This is a genomic window from Desulfitobacterium hafniense DCB-2, from assembly GCF_000021925.1.
GTDB lineage: Bacteria > Bacillota > Desulfitobacteriia > Desulfitobacteriales > Desulfitobacteriaceae > Desulfitobacterium > Desulfitobacterium hafniense.
The window spans coordinates 4,172,568-4,191,434 of the sequence record NC_011830.1 but is presented as its reverse complement, the minus strand read 5'-3'; the positions used below and the strand labels follow the sequence as shown (position 1 = coordinate 4,191,434).

Here is an 18,867-nt window from a genome sequence, read left to right as displayed (position 1 = left end):
CGCTGCCAATTGAAGACACGGCATCCGTTCTAGGATTGCCCCATACCGGTTTGTCGACTACAGGAGAGTTAGGGTAAAATAACATTCAAGGTCGAGCACCTGAATAAAGTCTGGTTTACGGATATCACCGAATTTAAAACACTAAGAGCAGCAAACTGTATCCGGCTGCCATCAAGGACTTATTCCATAAAGAAATTGTAGATTGGGCTTTGGTCGAACACATGAGGACGGGCTCTGCTTAGAGCCTTAACGTTGTCAAGCGTCATAGACCCGTCCAAGGGTTGATTCATCACTCGGATCAAGGGCGGCAGTACTGCCCGTCTATGTCGAAGAATTGAAGCACTGGGAAATGATACGAACTATCAGCGGAAAGGGAAACCTGGTATTGAGAAAACAAAGCATTTGGCTGACTCTATTGGTGCTACGGTCAATGTTTTCAAGCTACATGTGTTGACATCGGCTATTTACATAATGATTTTTTTGCGCCATTACTTTCGGATACTTCTGCCTAGCCCCCATCAAGCCGTTCTGTAAAGAATAACAAATCGGCTGCGGTTTTCCTGCAGCCGATTTGTTATTCTCGCTCGGCCCCACTATACTGAGGATGGGAGTGGTTGGAAGTGATGCGTATTTTAATCATTGAAGATGATCTGCATATCGGCAACATGTTGGAAGAAGTGCTGGTAAAAAAAGGGTACGCCGTGGCGCGGGCCTATTCCGGGACCGAAGCCCTGCTGGCTCTTCCGGTGGAGAAGCCGGATTTAATCCTGCTGGATTTGATGCTGCCGGGATTATCAGGGGAAGACATTATGCCCAAGCTCAAAGGGATTCCGGTGATTGTGGTCAGCGCCAAGACCGATATAGATGATAAAGTCGGGCTGTTGCTGGAGGGCGCAGTCGACTATATCACCAAGCCTTTTCATATGAAGGAATTGCTGGCCCGAGTCGTTGTCGGACTCCGCAAAGGGCCTGAGCCGGACAAATCCGTCCTGGCTTTCGCCGATATCCGGCTGTACACAGCCTTGCATACGGTTTGGGTTGCAGAAAAGGAAGTCAGGCTGACCCGGACGGAATATGCCATCTTAAAGCTCCTGATGCAAAATCCTGCCCAGGTTATCACCAAATCCCTGCTCCTTGACCGGATCAGCGAAGACACGCCGGATTGTACGGAAAGCTCCCTGAAAATGCATATCAGCCACCTGCGCAGGAAGCTGCGGGAAGCCTCCGGTCAGGATTACATTGAAGCGGTATGGGGGATCGGTTTTAAACTGAAAACAGATTAAAATCCTTACTGAATCTTTACTTTTTTCTTTACTGTTTTCCCGGCCTTTGTCCGCTAAAATGTGAGCAGCAGACATGAAATTCATGAGGAATTCAAGGCAGAGTTCCTGGAAAGTTCATGCGGAAAAGGAGGCTTCAAGATGGATTATGTTCTGACAACCCATGCCTTAAGCAAGCACTACGGACAGTTTAAGGCCCTGAACGGACTTTCCCTCCACGTTCCCCAAGGAGCGATCTACGGCTTCGTCGGCAAAAACGGTGCCGGCAAAACCACTTTGATCCGGCTGGTTTGCGGACTGCAAAGGCCCACCTCCGGCGATTATTCCCTGTACGGAGTATCAAGCCGGACAAGAGAGATTGTGAAATCCCGTCGCCGGATGGGAGCGGTGGTGGAGACGCCGTCGATTTATCTGGAGATGACAGCCCGGGAAAACCTCAAGGAGCAGTACCGTGTTCTGGGCTTACCCTCCTTTGAGGGAATCCCGGAGCTTCTGGAGCTGGTAGGACTGGCGGAAGCAGGCCAAAAGAAAGCCAAAAACTTCTCCCTGGGTATGAAGCAGCGTTTGGGTATCGCCGTGGCCCTCTGCGGTGATCCGGATTTTCTGGTGCTGGACGAGCCGGTCAATGGGCTTGATCCCCAGGGCATTATTGAAATGCGGGAACTCATTTTAAAGCTTAATCGGGAGCAGCGGATCACCGTCCTTATTTCCAGTCATATCCTTGATGAACTGGCCAGGCTGGCCACCCATTACGGCTTTATTGACGGTGGGCGCATGGTGAAAGAGATCAGCGCCGGGGAGTTGGAAGAGGCTTGCCGCAAATGCCTGCGTGTAGAGGTTTCTTCCACAGAAACGCTAGCTCGGGTCCTGGACGGCCTGCAGCTGGACTATAAGATCCTTTCCGAACGCAGGGCCGATGTCTTCGCTAAAGTCAATATCTCACAGCTCACCCTGGCCCTGGCCCGGGAGGGCTGTGAGGTGATTTCCGTGCAGGAAAGGGACGAAGGCCTGGAAGCTATTATCTGAGCATCGTGGGAGGTGGCAGCCATGGGTAATCTTTTAACGGCGGGATTTTGCCGCCTTGGGAAGAATAAGGTCTTTTGGCTGGGGATGCTGGCCATGCTGGCTATTTCCACCGGGATGATGCTGAATGCCTCCAGGCAGGCCGGCGCTATGATGGCAGAGGGCTATCTGCGGACCCTTGATGATTATTATTTCAAATTGGCTCCTGTCATCGGTCTGTGCTGCGCCATCTTTGCCAGCCTGTTCATAGGAACGGAGCACAGCGAGGGTACTTTGCGCAATAAGATCGTTGTCGGCCGCACCCGCCCAGCGATCTATTTAGCCAATTATGTGATCTGCTTCGCTGCGGGGGTGTGCTTTGTGGCCCTGTGGCTGCTGGGCGGGCTTGTGGGCATTCCTGTCCTGGGGGTGTGGGAGATGGGCACCAATGGGGTGCTGCTTTACGTTGTAACCGCCCTTTGCTTCACGGGGGCCTGGACAGGCATGTTCACCCTGCTCGCCATGCTTTCTTCAAACAAGGCGACCACAGCTGTCCTGGCTATTTTGCTGGCCCTTGGCTTGTTGGTGGCAGCCGCCCTGCTTTATAACAGCCTTTGCGTGCCGGAGCTGAATAGCGGCATGGTGATCACAAAAAATGGCATGGAGATGGCAGAGCCGACACCCAACCCGAATTATGTGAGCGGCATGAAACGGACACTATATCAGCTGGTCCTCGACTGCCTGCCGAGCGGTCAGGGAATTCTCATGGCCAACCAGGAACTGGGCCGCCCTCTCCTCTCTTTGGCAGCCTCTGGGGTGATCGCCTTGGCTACAACGGCTGCTGGTGTGTTCGCCTTTGGCAAAAAAGATTTGAAGTAAGGGCAGGCGAAAAAGATGCTTCCTTGGATTCTGTGCGCCGGTTTGTCCCTGGCCGTGGCTGTGCTTTGTGTCAAGATACGGCTTCTCCATCAAAGCATGGATGAAATCCGCGTGGAGTTCAAGGAGCGTCTTACTCTTGATACGAACACGCTCATCTCCATATCCTCCACCGATCCCCGGGCCAGGCGTTTAGCTGCTGACATCAATACCCAGCTGCGCTTGCTGCGCCGGCAGCGCCGGCACTATCTGAACGGCGACCGGGAGCTGAAGGAAGCGGTGACCAACATCTCCCATGATTTGCGGACTCCTCTCACCGCCATCTGCGGATATTTGGAGCTGTTGGAGGAGGAGGAAAAAAGCGCCGCCGCGGCGCGTTATCTGGCCTTTATCGCCAACAGGACGGAGACCTTGAAGCAGCTTACCGAAGAATTGTTCCGCTATTCGCTTATCCTTGCTGCCCGGGATACCATGCAGATGGAACTACTCAGTGTCAAGGGGGTCCTGGAGGAAAGCCTTGCCGCCGTGTATCCGGCTTTGCTGGAACGCCGGATCACTCCCGTCGTTCACCTGCCGGAACAGCCCGTTAAGCGGCGGCTGGATAAGGGGGCTCTGTCCAGGATATTCGGCAATATTTTGAATAATGCCCTGAAATACAGCGACGGCGATTTGGAGGTGCGGCTCCGGGACAATGGGGAGGTCCTGTTTACCAATACAGCGGCTGCTTTAGACGAGGTCCAGGTGGGTAAACTCTTCAACCGCTTTTTTACCGTTGAAGCGGCAAGGCATTCCACAGGCTTGGGGCTGGCTATTGCCAAGACCCTGGTCGAACAGATGAACGGCGAGATCACCGCCCACTACCGGGAGCAAAAGCTAAGCATCTGTATTCGATTTCCCTTGGCTGAACCGGACTGAATGGAGGGGAAAGCCCATCAGCCCGCTGCGCCGCAAAGTCTATGCAATACCTGGCTGGATTTGGTCCGGGAAAATGCCCCCTTGCGGGCTCATATGCCTGAAGGAGAATTCAGGATAACCTGGTTAATCGGCAGTACCCTGGGACAGATTTCCGGTGTGGTAGACCGCTGGTTATTCCTCCGGGTGCAAAAAATGCTGGAGACGGGAGAACTAATCAGGGTGTCGGGCCCATATGTTCCTGATGGCTAAGCTGGATGATGGACAAATCCGCTTCAATCAGGAGCGCTTTGATCTTGCCGCCCTTGGCCGTCAGATTATCCATGAGGCTTCCCTGCAAACCGGCGGCAAGCGTCTGGACTTTGAGCTGTCCTGTGTCGAGGAGGTCGCTTGCTTTTGCGGCGACCGGTTCTATCTGCAGCAGGCTGTCGAAAATATTGTGGCAAATGCCATCCGCCACAGCAATGACAACGGGAAGATCGGCATATCCATCACTGTGGAGAAGGGCATGTATCATTTTGCCGTATCCGACACGGGCTCGGGCATCGAGCCCCAGGATCTTCCCCATATTTTTGAACCCTATTATACCAAAAAACAGGCCGGCTTTCATACCACCGGGCTGGGGCTGGGGCTGGCCATTTCCCGGGAGATTGTCCGCCGGCTTGGGGGAACTATTACAGTGGCCAGCCGCCCCGGAGAGGGAGCAGTTTTCACCCTGCTGCTGCCGCCAAGTTAACAAGAACGGGAGGGGCTTGTGATTGAACCGGCCTCCGAGGAACCCTTAAGCCTATTGCGGAGGGTGGAAAAGATCTGTCCTTGTCACAGTAAATAAAAACGGACAAACCGAACCAATGTATATTTCTGCTTTTCCACATCCTTGTGGGATGATGTGGTGGCGTCCAATTCAAGAACTTTTTACGAATACGTACTGGCCTATGCAGAAAAAGGAGCGGGGGAAATTGATCATATTGATTACTTCACAGGAGAGTACAACGGCTTGGAAAACTTATCGGCAGAGGAATTAACTGAGGAAACCCAGGGTTCGGTTCTGCTTTGGAGCAAGTAAATCAGGGATTGTCTGCGGCTTCCGGCTCCGGCTAACAAGGGTGTTCCCATAACTTAGCCAAGGTGAACCAATGTGCGTACTCCCTTGCATTTTCCTTCAAACAAGCTATAATTAGGAATAGGTGGAAATTAAAAAGTCGCCGTGACCTGAAAGTGTTAGCGCACTCTCAGGCACGAGCAGGTGAGAGAGCACCTACACGTAACAGTCCGGCTGTCCACGACGACATTCTTATTATACAATGCCGCCCCTTTCTGCACAAGCAAACTGCCTGTGCCTAGGGTGGAGTGAGTGTAATGAGGTGCCGGCAGGGAACAGAGCAGACTGTGCGGCTTCACGCAACAGGGGATACAGCCTATTCCTGACCCAGGCAGCTGAAAGGGCTTGTTCGCATACGGTTATGCGGACCGCTTTTCTGTTCACAGCCGGTTTGTTTCCGGTTGAGTGGGGTTAGGTGTTAGGATTCAGCAGATAACGAAGCATGGCACATGTGTAGGGTAAAAAAACCTCGCATATGTGCTTTTTAATTTCCCCTATCAAAGCAGACGGCAGGACCGGGTCAGGGCCCGGAGCCTTGCCGCTGCTTGAAATAGGGGGTATAGACGAAATGACGGACTATAAAAAGATGTATTTTCAACTGGCGGCTAAGGTTGCCGATGCCATGGATATCCTTTTAAAGGCACAGCGGGAGGGTGAGAAGGAATTCATGGATGGGGAGCCGTTTCCTGAGGGGAAAGTCATGGTCATTCAAGATGAAGGCTGTGAGTGTGAATAAGGAAGTCTTGGCTCTGATTAGTAAAATGCCGGAAACCGGGTTTGTCCCCAAATGCGACAACGTTGTCGTGTTTGGGGACATGGTTTCTCTCCAAAAGGAAGAAATGTACTGGTGGGAGGACTTTGAGCTGTAGGATGAAGGGTTTTTGGGGGGATGGCTATCCGGATTCAGAAGTGGATTTGTATATTCCTATAAGATGATGAATAGGGAGCGATTGATATAAGGGGTAAGTGGAGGAGCAGGCAATGATTTATTTTGAGACACCAAGGTTAATTTTCCGTGACTGGAAGGAACAGGATCTAAGGGAATTCAGAATGATGAATAAGGATTCAAGGGTGATGAGATATTTCCCCGAAACCCTTACAGAGCAGGAAACCGATTCACTCTATGAGATGATTCGCGATGAACTCAGTTTGGGATATGGAGCCTATGCTGTGGAAACCAAAGACAATCATGAGTTTATCGGGTTTATAGGCTTTCATAGAGCAACATTTGCGGCGGCATTCACTCCTTGTGTGGAAATAGCATGGCGGCTTAACTATGCGGCATGGGGAAAGGGCTATGCTACTGAAGGGGCAAAAGCGTGCTTGGACTATGGATTCAATACCTTGGGATTGGATGAAGTCTATAGCTTCACGGCGAAAGCTAATCTTCCGTCGGAAAATGTGATGAAGAAGCTTGGTATGAAAAAGGTTATGGAATTTAAGCACCCCCATGTTGCAGAGAATAGTCCTCTAGCTGAGCATGTTCTCTATAGGTGTCAATTGAAAAGCCGGGAGGAAGACGGCTGAAAAGAATCAAGGTCCTGTCCTGTCTGATTCGGGATAGTTGGATAGTTGAGAAGAAAGGCTTAAAGGATTGCTGTCTTTGATTTTAGTGTTCCATATGCTAACATTATCAGGAAGGGTAGGGGACGGGCGGATGTTAGAAGGGAATGGGTTAGGTTTAATTATGTGAATTTGTCGTCGGTATGGAGTAAGGTAAGGATGCTCCGGGTCTTTAGCCTGCCTATGAGGAATTGAAACGAGGTTGTTAATTCAGGCCATACCGAGGAAGGATGGGGAGCGGCAGAAAATGAATTTAGAGATTTATTTTAAACCTTTGCGGGAACCGGTTGTATTGCCTATTCACTATAATTATTTGGTTCAGGCAGCGTTGTACAATTCCATTGATCAGGAGCTGGCGGCTTTTTTGCATGAGAAGGGCTATAGCGACGGAAACCGCGCCTTTAAGCTGTTTTGTTTTTCTTTAATCCAGGGTGTGTATCAAATGGATAGGGTGAATAAAAGGATTGCTTTTGAAGGAGAGCTGAAGTTGACGGTATCCTCTCCGCTGCAGGATTTTTGCCAGTCCCTGGTCAATGTGCTGCTTACAAAAGGGGTTATGCGCTTAGGGGCCCAGGAGCTGGAGATCGATAGAATAAGTGCCGGTCAGTATAAGGTGAGAGAAAATAAGGTTATGGTGAGAACCCTTTCCCCGGTGGTGCTGTACAGTACGCTGCTCAGGCCGGATGGCAGGAAATATACGGTCTACTTTCAACCGGGAGAAACGGATTATAGCCGTTTATTCAATGAAAATCTGCGCAAGAAATACCGGGCCCTCTATGGATCAGAAGGACCGGAAGGGGAAGTGGAAATCCGACCGCTGGGAATACAAAGGATGAGGATCGTCAATTATAAAAACACAGTAATTAAAGGGTATGCCGGTAAGCTGCTTTTATCGGGGCCGAAAGAGCTGCTTCAGTTGGCCGTCGATGGAGGAATAGGAAGTAAGAACAGCCAGGGGTTCGGGTGTGTGGAGATTATCAATGGATAGTAAACATCGCCGTTGGGTCTGTCCGAAATAGGTACGCGCGTACCTATTTCGGACAGACCTTTTCCTGGCAAAGTGATACTGGAGTTTGGTATTAAAGAGTTTACTTTTTCAACAATCCCAGAATTTCGATTTTGATCTAATCCCTTCCTGTGCTAATATTAGCATGAGAGATAGGGCTGATTTCGTTTTAGATAAACTAGCCGGTTTATTCCTCCTACCACTAGATTAGGGGGAGGATAAAAGGCTAAGTTTTAATCGTAGCTCTTGTCGTCGATGTGCAGTAAGGTAAAAATGCCCGGGGATCGACGACAAAGAATATGGCTAAATAAGCGGGCTAAGAAGAGAAGTGCTGATTTGGTTAATTTTGGTCAATGGCTGTAATGGCTTATTTAATGCTGGTGAAATGGGTTGTTAGCTTACCTATGAGGAATTGAAACGCCTGTTCAGATGAGCATGTGAAGAAGGTATTTGAAGTTGTTAGCTTACCTATGAGGAATTGAAACGGCTTTTACATCGTAAGTGATAATGGAGTGAGTGTAGTTGTTAGCTTACCTATGAGGAATTGAAACTCTCACTTCCTTTCCATCATTCCTGATCACGGGGTAGACGTTGTTAGCTTACCTATGAGGAATTGAAACATCACTCATTTCGTGGGCATAGATCCTTCCGCGCCTCGTTGTTAGCTTACCTATGAGGAATTGAAACTTCCGCCAGTTCAAACGCTCCGTCAAAGGCGCTGGCCAGGTTGTTAGCTTACCTATGAGGAATTGAAACTCTCGCTCTGGCATAAATAAATCTTCATGCGGTTCCGTTGTTAGCTTACCTATGAGGAATTGAAACCCTGTGATTATGGCGCTGCGACATCGCGTGAACGTCTTGTTGTTAGCTTACCTATGAGGAATTGAAACCTTCTTATGGCCAATCATGAGGATTCTAAATTCCCCGTTGTTAGCTTACCTATGAGGAATTGAAACTCAATATGCTATTTGCCTATTCAGTGTGGGGGCAGTTGTTAGCTTACCTATGAGGAATTGAAACTTTTTGATATCGGTGGAACTTTGTATTTTATCTCAGTTGTTAGCTTACCTATGAGGAATTGAAACTCCAATGGCCGACCATCCCCGTAGAGTTTAGCTAAGTTGTTAGCTTACCTATGAGGAATTGAAACCGCTTTATTTTTACCTTTCTGAGCGCCCTGATTGTGTTGTTAGCTTACCTATGAGGAATTGAAACGCCATTGTGTGTACCTCCTAACGCCTAAGATACTTGTTGTTAGCTTACCTATGAGGAATTGAAACACATGAGCATAGATGAACTGGCGCAGCTAACAGGCAGTTGTTAGCTTACCTATGAGGAATTGAAACCGGAGTATCGGCGCCCATCTTTCTCGACAACCGGGAGTTGTTAGCTTACCTATGAGGAATTGAAACTTCACCAACCTAACCAGGACCACGGCAAATACATGTTGTTAGCTTACCTATGAGGAATTGAAACGAGGATTAATCCTCACAAATCGGGGACGTATTTTGCAAGTTGTTAGCTTACCTATGAGGAATTGAAACTCCGATATTTCGCTATGTTTCGGCCTATTTCCATGGTTGTTAGCTTACCTATGAGGAATTGAAACATCGTGAGGTAAAATCCAAAACCCTAAGACCCGAGTTGTTAGCTTACCTATGAGGAATTGAAACTTCGAGACCTTGTCCATAAGCTTTCCAAATTTTTTGGTTGTTAGCTTACCTATGAGGAATTGAAACACAAGTACATGATACACGATAAAGCAAGCCTTTCAATGTTGTTAGCTTACCTATGAGGAATTGAAACAGAAGCAGGAAGAAAAGGAGGATTAGGATGGCGAGTTGTTAGCTTACCTATGAGGAATTGAAACTATATCCTCGTACTCCTGGTAGATAACACATAAGGAGGTTGTTAGCTTACCTATGAGGAATTGAAACGCAAGTCCCACCCCATCCCCTATGATAGTGACGGAGTTGTTAGCTTACCTATGAGGAATTGAAACACACAATCCTCAAAGCCCTCATAACTCAAAAGACTGCATGTTGTTAGCTTACCTATGAGGAATTGAAACATCTCACGTTCTGTCATACTGAGCCTTCCTCACTTTCGTTGTTAGCTTACCTATGAGGAATTGAAACATCGCAAAGCCTATCGATGTAATCCTTTGACCTGTGTTGTTAGCTTACCTATGAGGAATTGAAACTTTCTATTCTATCGTAAGCCTTTTCGTTGTACCTAGTTGTTAGCTTACCTATGAGGAATTGAAACACGATTTCCTCAAAACCTCCCGCATGAGTAAGATCAGTTGTTAGCTTACCTATGAGGAATTGAAACTTCAGAAAAGAGACACTGAGGGTGATTGACGTTGCGTTGTTAGCTTACCTATGAGGAATTGAAACTGGCGATAATCCTTCTACAAACTCATAGAGTTCGTTTCCCGTTGTTAGCTTACCTATGAGGAATTGAAACTACCGCAGCCTTGCCCTGGCCCTGTGGTCCATAAGGTTGTTAGCTTACCTATGAGGAATTGAAACTCACCATGACCGGCCTGCCTGTGGGGATGTGGATTAGCTGTTGTTAGCTTACCTATGAGGAATTGAAACCCAGTGACCTTTGTTGTCGTTGTGGCCCTCACGCTCCGTTGTTAGCTTACCTATGAGGAATTGAAACTATAATCTAGGCAAGGTAAAAAAATCCCTGCCTTTGTTGTTAGCTTACCTATGAGGAATTGAAACCTATATTGCAATACCGTCCAACTACCCAATACACTACTGTTGTTAGCTTACCTATGAGGAATTGAAACAATCGTGCCTCGCGGTTAACGTTCTTGCTTTATTACCGGTTGTTAGCTTACCTATGAGGAATTGAAACACGCAATATCCGTGATAATATGATATTGCTCATAGGAAGTTGTTAGCTTACCTATGAGGAATTGAAACATATTGCGGACGGCAAAGACTCAGAGGCATATGTTGACGTTGTTAGCTTACCTATGAGGAATTGAAACTTCTATCTGGTTGGACTCCTGTCTACGGTGGTAAGATTGTTGTTAGCTTACCTATGAGGAATTGAAACATAAGCCTGTTGAGGACAATACATCAGGCCTATTAAGTTGTTAGCTTACCTATGAGGAATTGAAACCTGCTCTTCAAGTGTGAGGGATCGTTTTTCATCACGTTGTTAGCTTACCTATGAGGAATTGAAACAAGAACAAACTATAAGCATCACTAAAACCTATCACAGTTGTTAGCTTACCTATGAGGAATTGAAACAAGCTCCTTCGTGTCAACCGGCGTGTTTTTCTCGACTTCGTTGTTAGCTTACCTATGAGGAATTGAAACCCAAAATCAATCTTACGTCGCTGCCATGTCTGGCCTGTTGTTAGCTTACCTATGAGGAATTGAAACTGAGGTCATCGCTGAAAATGTGAGATTCCTTAGTCCCGTTGTTAGCTTACCTATGAGGAATTGAAACAAGAAAAGAATGGCAAACAGGCCCCCAAGAAGGTGGGTAGTTGTTAGCTTACCTATGAGGAATTGAAACTCCCGCCCGGTAATGTTCTGGCTGAAATGGCCGCCATCGTTGTTAGCTTACCTATGAGGAATTGAAACAAATCTGCCCGGGCGCAAAGCCATTATGTGCCACCGGTTGTTAGCTTACCTATGAGGAATTGAAACAATGAATCAGCAGCTCTTCGTATTCAGGACATCCTAGTTGTTAGCTTACCTATGAGGAATTGAAACATCTCCCACCTGTCCAATACTGCTTTTTCAACACGTTGTTAGCTTACCTATGAGGAATTGAAACCCATAGAATCCGCTATAGTGATGCCTACGAGGTGTACGGGTTGTTAGCTTACCTATGAGGAATTGAAACCAGGTAATACTAAATGGCTAACACCGACTGCAATAGGGTTGTTAGCTTACCTATGAGGAATTGAAACAGCTGCTCACCAAAGAGATCGTCTTTGAGGAAGCAGTTGTTAGCTTACCTATGAGGAATTGAAACAGGAGAAGGATATCGCCTTCTTCTTCTCTCTCGAAGAGGTTGTTAGCTTACCTATGAGGAATTGAAACGCTCGTCCTGTCGAGGCTGTGCCAAAGGTGCCTTCGGTTGTTAGCTTACCTATGAGGAATTGAAACATGATCTTGCGACACATGTAGAACAAGTGGGGGAACAGTTGTTAGCTTACCTATGAGGAATTGAAACTCATCGAGGTCATCAGGGTACATAACAAAAGCTAAGTTGTTAGCTTACCTATGAGGAATTGAAACCATTTACGGGTTCCCCGATAAATTATAACACCTCTCCAGTTGTTAGCTTACCTATGAGGGATTGAAACGCTCAACAGTGATCTTGCGCTCAGAAAACCCAAATTATCGTTATTAGCTTACCTATAAGTGACCTTTTCTCGATAAAACGGACACTCCAGAGTTAGGGATTCTCTCAGAATCGCAAGATTGCTTCTTTTTTCATCTCAGGTAAATACTCCAAGCTGCTCTCTCAGGGGCCAGCCCCTGAAACCCCGCCCCCGCCGGGTGGCAGAAGAACGGTCTTTAAACTGTTCTGAGGTATAAGGGTCTTGGCCATGTTAGCCAATCAAGGGCAAGGACTTCGTCTCGGCTGACGCCGCCCCTTGACAAGCATCTACCGAGTTGATAATCAGCATCACAGATAAATTTTTCCCGGCAATGGTGTCAGGTGTGACACCATTGCCGGGAAATTCTATATTAAGGGATTAAATATGGAGAATAAAAGCAGGCTATGATATACTGTTTCCATACAATGGATATTAAGGTCGATAGTGATAGTTTCATAACGGAGGATGATCACGATGTCAATGGACGTAGCGGAGATAAAAGATAAGCTTTTCCCTATATTTGAGGCTGCCCCTATTTACCAGGCGATACTCTTCGGTTCTTTCGCTCAAAATAAGGCTACCGACAGCAGTGATGTGGATATTGTAATTGATAGCCGGGGAGAATTGTTAAATATCAAATTTTATGGGGTACTGGAGGACATTACTCAGACGCTAGGGCGCAAAGTAGATCTCTTTGAAATTTCCGAAATAAGGCCTGGTTCACCCATCGACCACGAGATTAGGCAGCAGGGAGTTTTGCTCTATGACCGATAAAGATAGAATCATTCTTCATAAGATTATAAATTATGCCCAGGAGATAATCGGGTATGTCGATAATATGGACTATAAACAGTTTGTGGGTGATCGTAAAACAATAGCTGCTTGTGCCTTTTGCATCGGACAAATCGGGGAGCTGGCAAAAGACATCAGCGCCGAGACACAAGAATTAAATCCTGAGATTGCTTGGAAAAGTATTCGAGGTATGCGCAATAAAATTGTTCATGATTATGAAAATGTCAACTTGGGGGTTTTATGGGGTACTATCGGGGAAAGCCTTCCCGAGCTAGTGCAACAGATAAATCAGCTCTTGGGTGAAAAGAGAACTTAATTTTTTAGCGAAAATAAACAGAAGTATATGCAGGAATTGGTATTATTTAGTCGAATGAAAACAAGGATAGGTAAAAACCTGTCCTTGTTTTCTGTATTTCTCAGTAGATGGTTCAAATATTAGAACGGTTGAAGAAAAACTGTAAGAAGGTGATCCAATGCTAGCCGAAGCCATCATCCGCATCGGCCGTCCGATCAAAGACAGCGACATGCCCTGCCGGGACAAAATCCGGCTGTTGACCGATGTAAGCAGTGAAAACTGCAAAAATTTTTTCCGCCATGTCTTCCTGCTTGAGATCACGGAGAAGGACATCGGCTTTCAGCCGATGGAGGTAGGGGACAGGGAGACCAAGGAAAAGAAAGAAACCTTCCAAGTCAATCCCGTAAGAAATGTGGCCTTTCCCATTTTCTATCCCAATGGGGGCAACCCCCTCCATGCCCAAGGCATTTATCCGCTCCCGTGTTATCTGGTGTACGACCCTCATATTAAAGCCATGAAGGATGAAGAGGCCTTTAAAAAAGAGTTTCTTCTTCCCCGCCTGGGCAAAACTCTAGGCTATCGGGATAGAACAGAGGCAGAGAGAGCTGCTTTAGCCGACCGGATTGCTGAATTATTAGCTGCTCGGGGGGCCGAACTGATCACTGAGGACAAGCAGCTGGGAGTCATGATGATCTTCGACCAAGAGCTGCCGATGTTTCATAAATATCAGGAAAAGAGAGAGAATGAGCTGTCCATGTGGATCGCTGAAAGCCCGCTGACTCCAGGAGCTCACCTCCATTTAGACGGGGAAGAGGTCCTGAAAAGAATTGGCCGGGCCAAGTTTTACGAGGCTGCTGAGTTGGGCAAAGAGAAGAATGCCCTATCCACCTTCACCAATCGCAAAACGGATGAGGTGGTCTCCATCTACAACAAATCCTGGCTTTGGCTGTCCCCTACCTGGGAATCCCCACGCTCCATCTACTGGAATGACGATGAATGGACTAAAGGTATTAAAGTGGATGAGGAAAGCTACGCCGCCTATTTATACGGAGTACAATTCCTCAAGGAAATTCAGGTGCCCATTTCCAGTGCTGTTCTTAAGGAGATGTTTGCGCCTATTACCAGTGTGGAAGCGAAGAAGATGATGAGCGTGGAAAGCTTTGAATCCATTTACGGTATTCCCATGGTTCTGCCTCTGACAGACGGCGACTCCCGGCAGCTTTTTGTCAAGTATCAAAAGCTGCTGAAAAAGCGCGACGAGAAACAAAGTGACGGCGATCTGCAGCTAAAAGTGCTGGCGGGCATCGACAGGATCGTTCCGGAAATGGGAGATGAGCATCGCTTGACCATCCTCTATTATTCTGGTGATTTGTCCCGTGGCAATATGCACATCCGGGCTATGATCGAGGATGTGATCCCCAGTGTAGCCGGCCAGGTGGAAAAAATACTGTATCGGTTAAGCGCGCGAGAAACAGGCAAAATTCAGGAGGCCTTCGGAGTGAGGGAACAACCTGTCTATCGCACCCAGAATCTTCCGGCCCTGCTGGCCAATGTGTATGGTCCAGGCTATGTGTGGGAGAGTCTGCGGAGTGTTTTTCACAAGGAGCCCCTCAGATGGGAGCGGCTGCACATGGCTACTGCCCGAAAGCTCAATGAATTGGCCAATAAGGAAGACCGGGGGCAAATGCTCCAGGAGCTGGTGTTCCATTATAGCTTTCTGTATTTTTTAAAGGAATATGAAGAGAAGATTTTGCACAAGCAAGGGGGAGTGAGAACTTTGGCGGATTGGGATGAATTTAAAGCGTTGTATGCCCAGGGGAAGCTGGAGCTGAGTCATCTGGCCAAGGCAGAGCAATTGGGCTTTGCTGCCGGTTTATTGCTGAAGCAGTTTTCCAACTCGTATTACCAAAAGACGGGTAAGGATTTTCTCAAACAGCGGGTGATGAAATTCGGCAGCAAATTGACGCCGGCAATGATCTGGAAGAATGGCTTGCTGCGCTGCGAAGAGCTGGCCCAGCAATGGTCCATGAAGCTGGGGAGCAATTTCCGGCCTATGCTGGCTCAAACTCTGCTGGAGTTTTTGGAAAAGGAGCAGGAGTTGATTCCGGAAAAGGATACATTTATGACCGCTTTTTGGTCGGGCTATTTGCTCTATAAATCGGATAAGAACAACGATGGTGGAACTGAAAGTGATCCTGAAGTTAAGGAAGAGGATGGAGGCAGGGATAATGAATAGCGGCGAGATTTTGTTTGTCAAATCGGTGAAGGATGGGATACCCAACCGGGATCCTTTGAATGACAGTGACGCCAGGCGGTTGTTTCCCGAAGAGGACGGGCGTATCTCTTTAAGCGATGTGAGCATTAAAAGAGATGTGCGGGATTTTGTGATTGCTCTGGAGCAGGACGGCGGTAAGGACCAGAAAAACCACATCTTTGTTCAGGAAAAGGTGAATGACAAAGGGAAGCTGCTTGGCCGGGGCAGTTTGGCGGAAGGAATTGCCAAAAGCGTGGGCAAAGAGAAAAAGGCCAAGGAAGACATGAAGAGTGTCCTGATTGAACATTGCTTTGATGTGCGCACCTTCGGCATCGTCTACTCGGTGAAGCCTAAGTTCAACCTTACCGGACCGGTTCAATTCGGGTGGGCCCACTCCCTTCATCCTGTGGATACCCAATATGTGCAAGGAACGGTGGTCATGCCCAGTATGGATTCCACCGCTGACGGAGAGGGAAAGACTCAGGGAACTATCTGGACCAGCTATACGGTGCCCTTTGCCGTGTTTGCCATGCCGGCGGTGATCAACGCCAAGGCGGCAGAGCACTCGGGAATGACTGCTGAGGATCAGGAACTGTTGCTCCGGGCACTGTGGCAGGGCACCCAGCACCGCCAGGCCCGGGGAAGAGGACAGCAGCAGCCCCTGATATTGATCCATATTGAATATAGCGATCCCTTTTACCGGATCGGTTATCTGGAAGATCTGATCACCATGTCTCCCGATACCACGGCCTGGAAAGCTGCTGGAAAGCTGCCTTCATCTCTCCAGGATGTTTCCTTCGATTTGACCCGGCTTTTAGCAGCTGTCGCAGAGAAGCAGGACAAGATAGCCCAATGCCGGATTTGGGCTCATCCAGGAGTGACCATCAGCGGGGATATCGCCCCTTGGCTGCAGCCTTTATGGTAAGCTGCGCTTATGAAGAACAACACTATACTAAAAGGAGAAGGTTATGAAAGGATTGGCATTTGATGTCCTGGGCACTGTAGGTCATTTCCGCCGCCCCGACACCACGGCAACCCAGCTGACCTATCCCTTTATTACACCTACAGCGGCCAAAGGGCTGGTGGGGGCGATTCTGGGGATTGAGGATTTTGTGACCACCGACCGGGTGGGTATTGAGCTGCTGCGTCCGGTGCGAACCGTAGCTCAGCAGATGTCCATGCTGGGGAAAGATCCGGGAAGCACCTTTAACCGTCCCACCACTATTGAATTGTTAGTCAATCCCGGCTATCGCATTTATTACACTGGGGAAGAGTATACAGAGCAGTTGCTGGATTTTCTCACTGGGGAAAGGGCGGTGTATACTACTTATTTAGGTACTGCTTATGCCCTGACTAAGCCGATACTCTATAAGGTCTACCCGGAAGTATCCTATCCTGTGGCGGAGGGAAAGGAAATTGAGATGAGGACAGTTGTGCCTACGGCTCTTATCCGGGAGATCGTTCTCAAGGCGGATCGCTACTATTGCCGGGCAGGTGGGTATTTGTATGAGTATAAAGGGCAGCGGACCTTTGAGAAATCAGTGGATTTCCTTTATGAGAAAGACGGGAAGCCTATTGCGTTTATCCCTAAAAGCGATGGCCCGGATTCGCCTTTGGATCTCAGAGTGGCGCAGTTCGGAGAGGACTTGGTATGTCTTGTTTAATGGCCTTGGCTTAATGGGCGGAGATTATTTTGCTATATGAAATTGTCGTCGGTATGCAGTAAGGTAAAAATGCCTGGAGACCGACGACAAGGACTATGGCTTAACAAGCAGCTTGTGGGGTAAACGCGGATTCTCCGGGCTGAACTTGTTAAGCCATAAATGCTGATTGTATGCGGGTAAAATGGGTTGTTAGCTTACCTATGAGGGATTGAAACGATTCCTCGGTGGCTTGAGTTGGATTTTCTTTTTTGTTGTTAGCTTACCTATGAGGGATTGAAACAACATGGCGCTGTATAGAAATCAGTCGTTTCCAGCGTTGTTAGCTTACCTATGAGGGATTGAAACCTGCTTCCGCCGAAAACCAAAAAATCAAAACGCATAGTTGTTAGCTTACCTATGAGGGATTGAAACAAGAAGTCAATAAAAAAGCAGCCCCGGTTCCCGCCGGTTGTTAGCTTACCTATGAGGGATTGAAACCCGTAGATAAAGCCATCATATACGGCAATCGAGCAAGGTTGTTAGCTTACCTATGAGGGATTGAAACATCTAATCAAGTTCATCAACTCCTGAGATAAAAATGTTGTTAGCTTACCTATGAGGGATTGAAACCTTCCAACAGGGGCTAAAAAGGTCCCGGAGATCTCTGGGTTGTTAGCTTACCTATGAGGGATTGAAACCGCGCAAACAGTATCAGGATGCTCTCAACGATTTAAGTTGTTAGCTTACCTATGAGGGATTGAAACCGTTGTCATCGCATCCATCCTGGCCCCGATATTGAGGGTTGTTAGCTTACCTATGAGGGATTGAAACCTCATAACTCTGTCGGTATTCTTCGCGGGACCAGTTGTTAGCTTACCTATGAGGGATTGAAACGGACTCATAGTAAGATATCCATTCATCCTCGTTGTGTTGTTAGCTTACCTATGAGGGATTGAAACTAATGTTTGCCTTATTTCCGTCTTGGCCGGCAAGCCCGTTGTTAGCTTACCTATGAGGGATTGAAACGGGGTTTGCAAATAGAGGTTTTTGTAGTAGTCCTCAAGTTGTTAGCTTACCTATGAGGGATTGAAACACACTAGGATTATTAAAGTTTATACTATGATTATAGTTGTTAGCTTACCTATGAGGGATTGAAACCGGTCATTTCCGCTTTGATCTTCGAAACTGCTTCAGAGTTGTTAGCTTACCTATGAGGGATTGAAACCATTGAAGCGAATATCCAACCAGTGGATTCGGTCGAAAAGGTGTTAGCTTACCTATGAGGGATTGAAACGACTGTACCTGACGGTATAACAACAGTAATGGTTAGGTTGTTAGCTTACCTATAAGGAATTGAAATATGAACTTGGTAGGGCTTTGTTTGATGTTCGTTATCTTGAAAAAAGTCTCAAGACCCTTGATAATTCCCTTAAGGCCTGTGAACAGAGTTTAAAGAATATATGTAATACATTTCGCTGGCTGCAGCTCCTGGCATTGTATTACATATATCCTTGTGGTAACCTAAAAATTAGGAGGGATAAGGCGTGGATGATAAATTAGATTTGATTTTAGACAGATTAACGGCAATGGATAGAGGCTTAAAAGCTGAGATAAGTTCTTTAAAATCTGAGATAGGTTCTTTAAAACCCGAAATAGGTTCCTTAAAATCTGAAACTCAGGCGATTAGTAAAAAGGTGGATATGACATGGAGAGCCATTCAGGAATTAATGACCCATACCCGGTTTGTCGGACACAGGAGAGTTAGGGTAAAATAAGACCTGT

16 protein-coding genes, 2 pseudogenes and 2 CRISPR repeat arrays are annotated in these 18,867 nt (G+C 47.3%); all 18 genes and pseudogenes read left to right on the top strand.

The window, feature by feature from the left end; translation table 11 throughout:
• Positions 1–84: 84 nt before the first annotated feature.
• Positions 85–379, top strand: a pseudogene (locus DHAF_RS25810) (DDE-type integrase/transposase/recombinase); the annotation flags it as partial.
• 244 nt (positions 380–623) lie between these two features.
• A complete protein-coding gene (locus DHAF_RS19720; RefSeq protein WP_015944896.1) occupies positions 624–1,283 on the top strand; it encodes a response regulator transcription factor in 660 nt (219 codons plus the stop codon).
• Between the two features lie 138 nt (positions 1,284–1,421).
• Positions 1,422–2,335, top strand: a pseudogene (locus DHAF_RS19715) (ABC transporter ATP-binding protein).
• Positions 2,328–3,161 carry an ABC transporter permease gene (locus DHAF_RS19710; RefSeq protein ID WP_015944894.1) on the top strand — a complete coding sequence of 278 codons (834 nt, stop codon included), beginning with the start codon at positions 2,328–2,330 and terminating at the stop codon, positions 3,159–3,161. The pseudogene DHAF_RS19715 and the gene DHAF_RS19710 overlap by 8 nt, the downstream one beginning before the upstream one ends.
• A gap of 15 nt (positions 3,162–3,176) precedes the next feature.
• Positions 3,177–4,073, top strand: a complete 897-nt coding sequence (locus tag DHAF_RS19705) for a sensor histidine kinase (RefSeq protein WP_015944893.1) — start codon at positions 3,177–3,179, stop codon at positions 4,071–4,073.
• Positions 4,074–4,322, top strand: coding sequence for a hypothetical protein (locus DHAF_RS19700; protein ID WP_041272000.1), 249 nt, complete (start codon positions 4,074–4,076; stop codon positions 4,320–4,322).
• Positions 4,306–4,806 (top strand): sensor histidine kinase, encoded by a 501-nt coding sequence (locus DHAF_RS19695; RefSeq protein WP_015944892.1) that lies wholly within the window; start codon positions 4,306–4,308, stop codon positions 4,804–4,806. The genes DHAF_RS19700 and DHAF_RS19695 overlap by 17 nt, the downstream gene beginning before the upstream one ends.
• Before the next feature lie 156 nt (positions 4,807–4,962).
• Positions 4,963–5,136: a hypothetical protein gene (locus DHAF_RS25925; protein WP_158304534.1), complete on the top strand. Its 174-nt coding sequence runs from the start codon at positions 4,963–4,965 to the stop codon at positions 5,134–5,136.
• Between the two features lie 604 nt (positions 5,137–5,740).
• Positions 5,741–5,908, top strand: a complete 168-nt coding sequence (locus tag DHAF_RS26175) for a hypothetical protein (RefSeq protein WP_015944891.1) — start codon at positions 5,741–5,743, stop codon at positions 5,906–5,908.
• Entirely contained in the window at positions 5,901–6,041 is a 141-nt protein-coding gene (locus DHAF_RS25920) for a hypothetical protein (protein WP_158304533.1), read from the top strand. The genes DHAF_RS26175 and DHAF_RS25920 overlap by 8 nt, the downstream gene beginning before the upstream one ends.
• A 112-nt stretch (positions 6,042–6,153) precedes the next feature.
• Positions 6,154–6,699: a GNAT family N-acetyltransferase gene (locus DHAF_RS19690; RefSeq protein ID WP_015944890.1), complete on the top strand. Its 546-nt coding sequence runs from the start codon at positions 6,154–6,156 to the stop codon at positions 6,697–6,699.
• A gap of 283 nt (positions 6,700–6,982) precedes the next feature.
• Positions 6,983–7,723 carry a CRISPR-associated endoribonuclease Cas6 gene (gene cas6, locus DHAF_RS19685; protein ID WP_015944889.1) on the top strand — a complete coding sequence of 247 codons (741 nt, stop codon included), beginning with the start codon at positions 6,983–6,985 and terminating at the stop codon, positions 7,721–7,723.
• A gap of 407 nt (positions 7,724–8,130) precedes the next feature.
• Positions 8,131–12,083: a CRISPR direct-repeat array (repeat unit 30 nt; unit sequence GTTGTTAGCTTACCTATGAGGAATTGAAAC).
• A gap of 492 nt (positions 12,084–12,575) precedes the next feature.
• The gene (locus tag DHAF_RS19680) at positions 12,576–12,875 is read left to right on the top strand and encodes a nucleotidyltransferase family protein (RefSeq protein WP_015944888.1); all 300 of its coding nucleotides are present in this window, start codon (positions 12,576–12,578) and stop codon (positions 12,873–12,875) included.
• Complete coding sequence (locus DHAF_RS19675) at positions 12,865–13,209, top strand: HepT-like ribonuclease domain-containing protein (protein ID WP_011460590.1); 345 nt, start codon at positions 12,865–12,867, stop codon at positions 13,207–13,209. Before DHAF_RS19680 ends, DHAF_RS19675 begins: the two co-directional genes overlap by 11 nt.
• Before the next feature lie 157 nt (positions 13,210–13,366).
• Complete coding sequence (locus tag DHAF_RS19670) at positions 13,367–15,424, top strand: hypothetical protein (protein ID WP_015944887.1); 2,058 nt, start codon at positions 13,367–13,369, stop codon at positions 15,422–15,424.
• Positions 15,417–16,367 carry a CRISPR-associated protein gene (locus DHAF_RS19665; protein ID WP_015944886.1) on the top strand — a complete coding sequence of 317 codons (951 nt, stop codon included), beginning with the start codon at positions 15,417–15,419 and terminating at the stop codon, positions 16,365–16,367. The genes DHAF_RS19670 and DHAF_RS19665 overlap by 8 nt, the downstream gene beginning before the upstream one ends.
• A gap of 43 nt (positions 16,368–16,410) precedes the next feature.
• On the top strand, positions 16,411–17,106 hold the full coding sequence (gene cas5, locus DHAF_RS19660; protein WP_015944885.1) for a CRISPR-associated protein Cas5: 696 nt from the start codon (positions 16,411–16,413) through the stop codon (positions 17,104–17,106).
• A gap of 185 nt (positions 17,107–17,291) precedes the next feature.
• A CRISPR array of direct repeats spans positions 17,292–18,445; the repeat unit is 30 nt; unit sequence GTTGTTAGCTTACCTATGAGGGATTGAAAC.
• Between the two features lie 184 nt (positions 18,446–18,629).
• Positions 18,630–18,860, top strand: a complete 231-nt coding sequence (locus DHAF_RS19650; RefSeq protein ID WP_015944884.1) for a hypothetical protein — start codon at positions 18,630–18,632, stop codon at positions 18,858–18,860.
• Positions 18,861–18,867: the final 7 nt, after the last annotated feature.

Bases quoted from the DNA above. Each gene is read 5' to 3' on its own strand.
- DHAF_RS19720 (WP_015944896.1), top strand. From the start codon at position 624: ATGCGTATTTTAATCATTGAAGATGATCTGCATATCGGCAACATGTTG.
- DHAF_RS19710 (WP_015944894.1), top strand. From the start codon at position 2,328: ATGGGTAATCTTTTAACGGCGGGATTTTGCCGCCTTGGGAAGAATAAG.
- DHAF_RS19705 (WP_015944893.1), top strand. From the start codon at position 3,177: ATGCTTCCTTGGATTCTGTGCGCCGGTTTGTCCCTGGCCGTGGCTGTG.
- DHAF_RS19700 (WP_041272000.1), top strand. From the start codon at position 4,074: ATGGAGGGGAAAGCCCATCAGCCCGCTGCGCCGCAAAGTCTATGCAAT.
- DHAF_RS19695 (WP_015944892.1), top strand. From the start codon at position 4,306: ATGTTCCTGATGGCTAAGCTGGATGATGGACAAATCCGCTTCAATCAG.
- DHAF_RS26175 (WP_015944891.1), top strand. From the start codon at position 5,741: ATGACGGACTATAAAAAGATGTATTTTCAACTGGCGGCTAAGGTTGCC.
- DHAF_RS19690 (WP_015944890.1), top strand. From the start codon at position 6,154: ATGATTTATTTTGAGACACCAAGGTTAATTTTCCGTGACTGGAAGGAA.
- cas6 (WP_015944889.1), top strand. From the start codon at position 6,983: ATGAATTTAGAGATTTATTTTAAACCTTTGCGGGAACCGGTTGTATTG.
- DHAF_RS19680 (WP_015944888.1), top strand. From the start codon at position 12,576: ATGTCAATGGACGTAGCGGAGATAAAAGATAAGCTTTTCCCTATATTT.
- DHAF_RS19675 (WP_011460590.1), top strand. From the start codon at position 12,865: ATGACCGATAAAGATAGAATCATTCTTCATAAGATTATAAATTATGCC.
- DHAF_RS19670 (WP_015944887.1), top strand. From the start codon at position 13,367: ATGCTAGCCGAAGCCATCATCCGCATCGGCCGTCCGATCAAAGACAGC.
- DHAF_RS19665 (WP_015944886.1), top strand. From the start codon at position 15,417: ATGAATAGCGGCGAGATTTTGTTTGTCAAATCGGTGAAGGATGGGATA.
- cas5 (WP_015944885.1), top strand. From the start codon at position 16,411: ATGAAAGGATTGGCATTTGATGTCCTGGGCACTGTAGGTCATTTCCGC.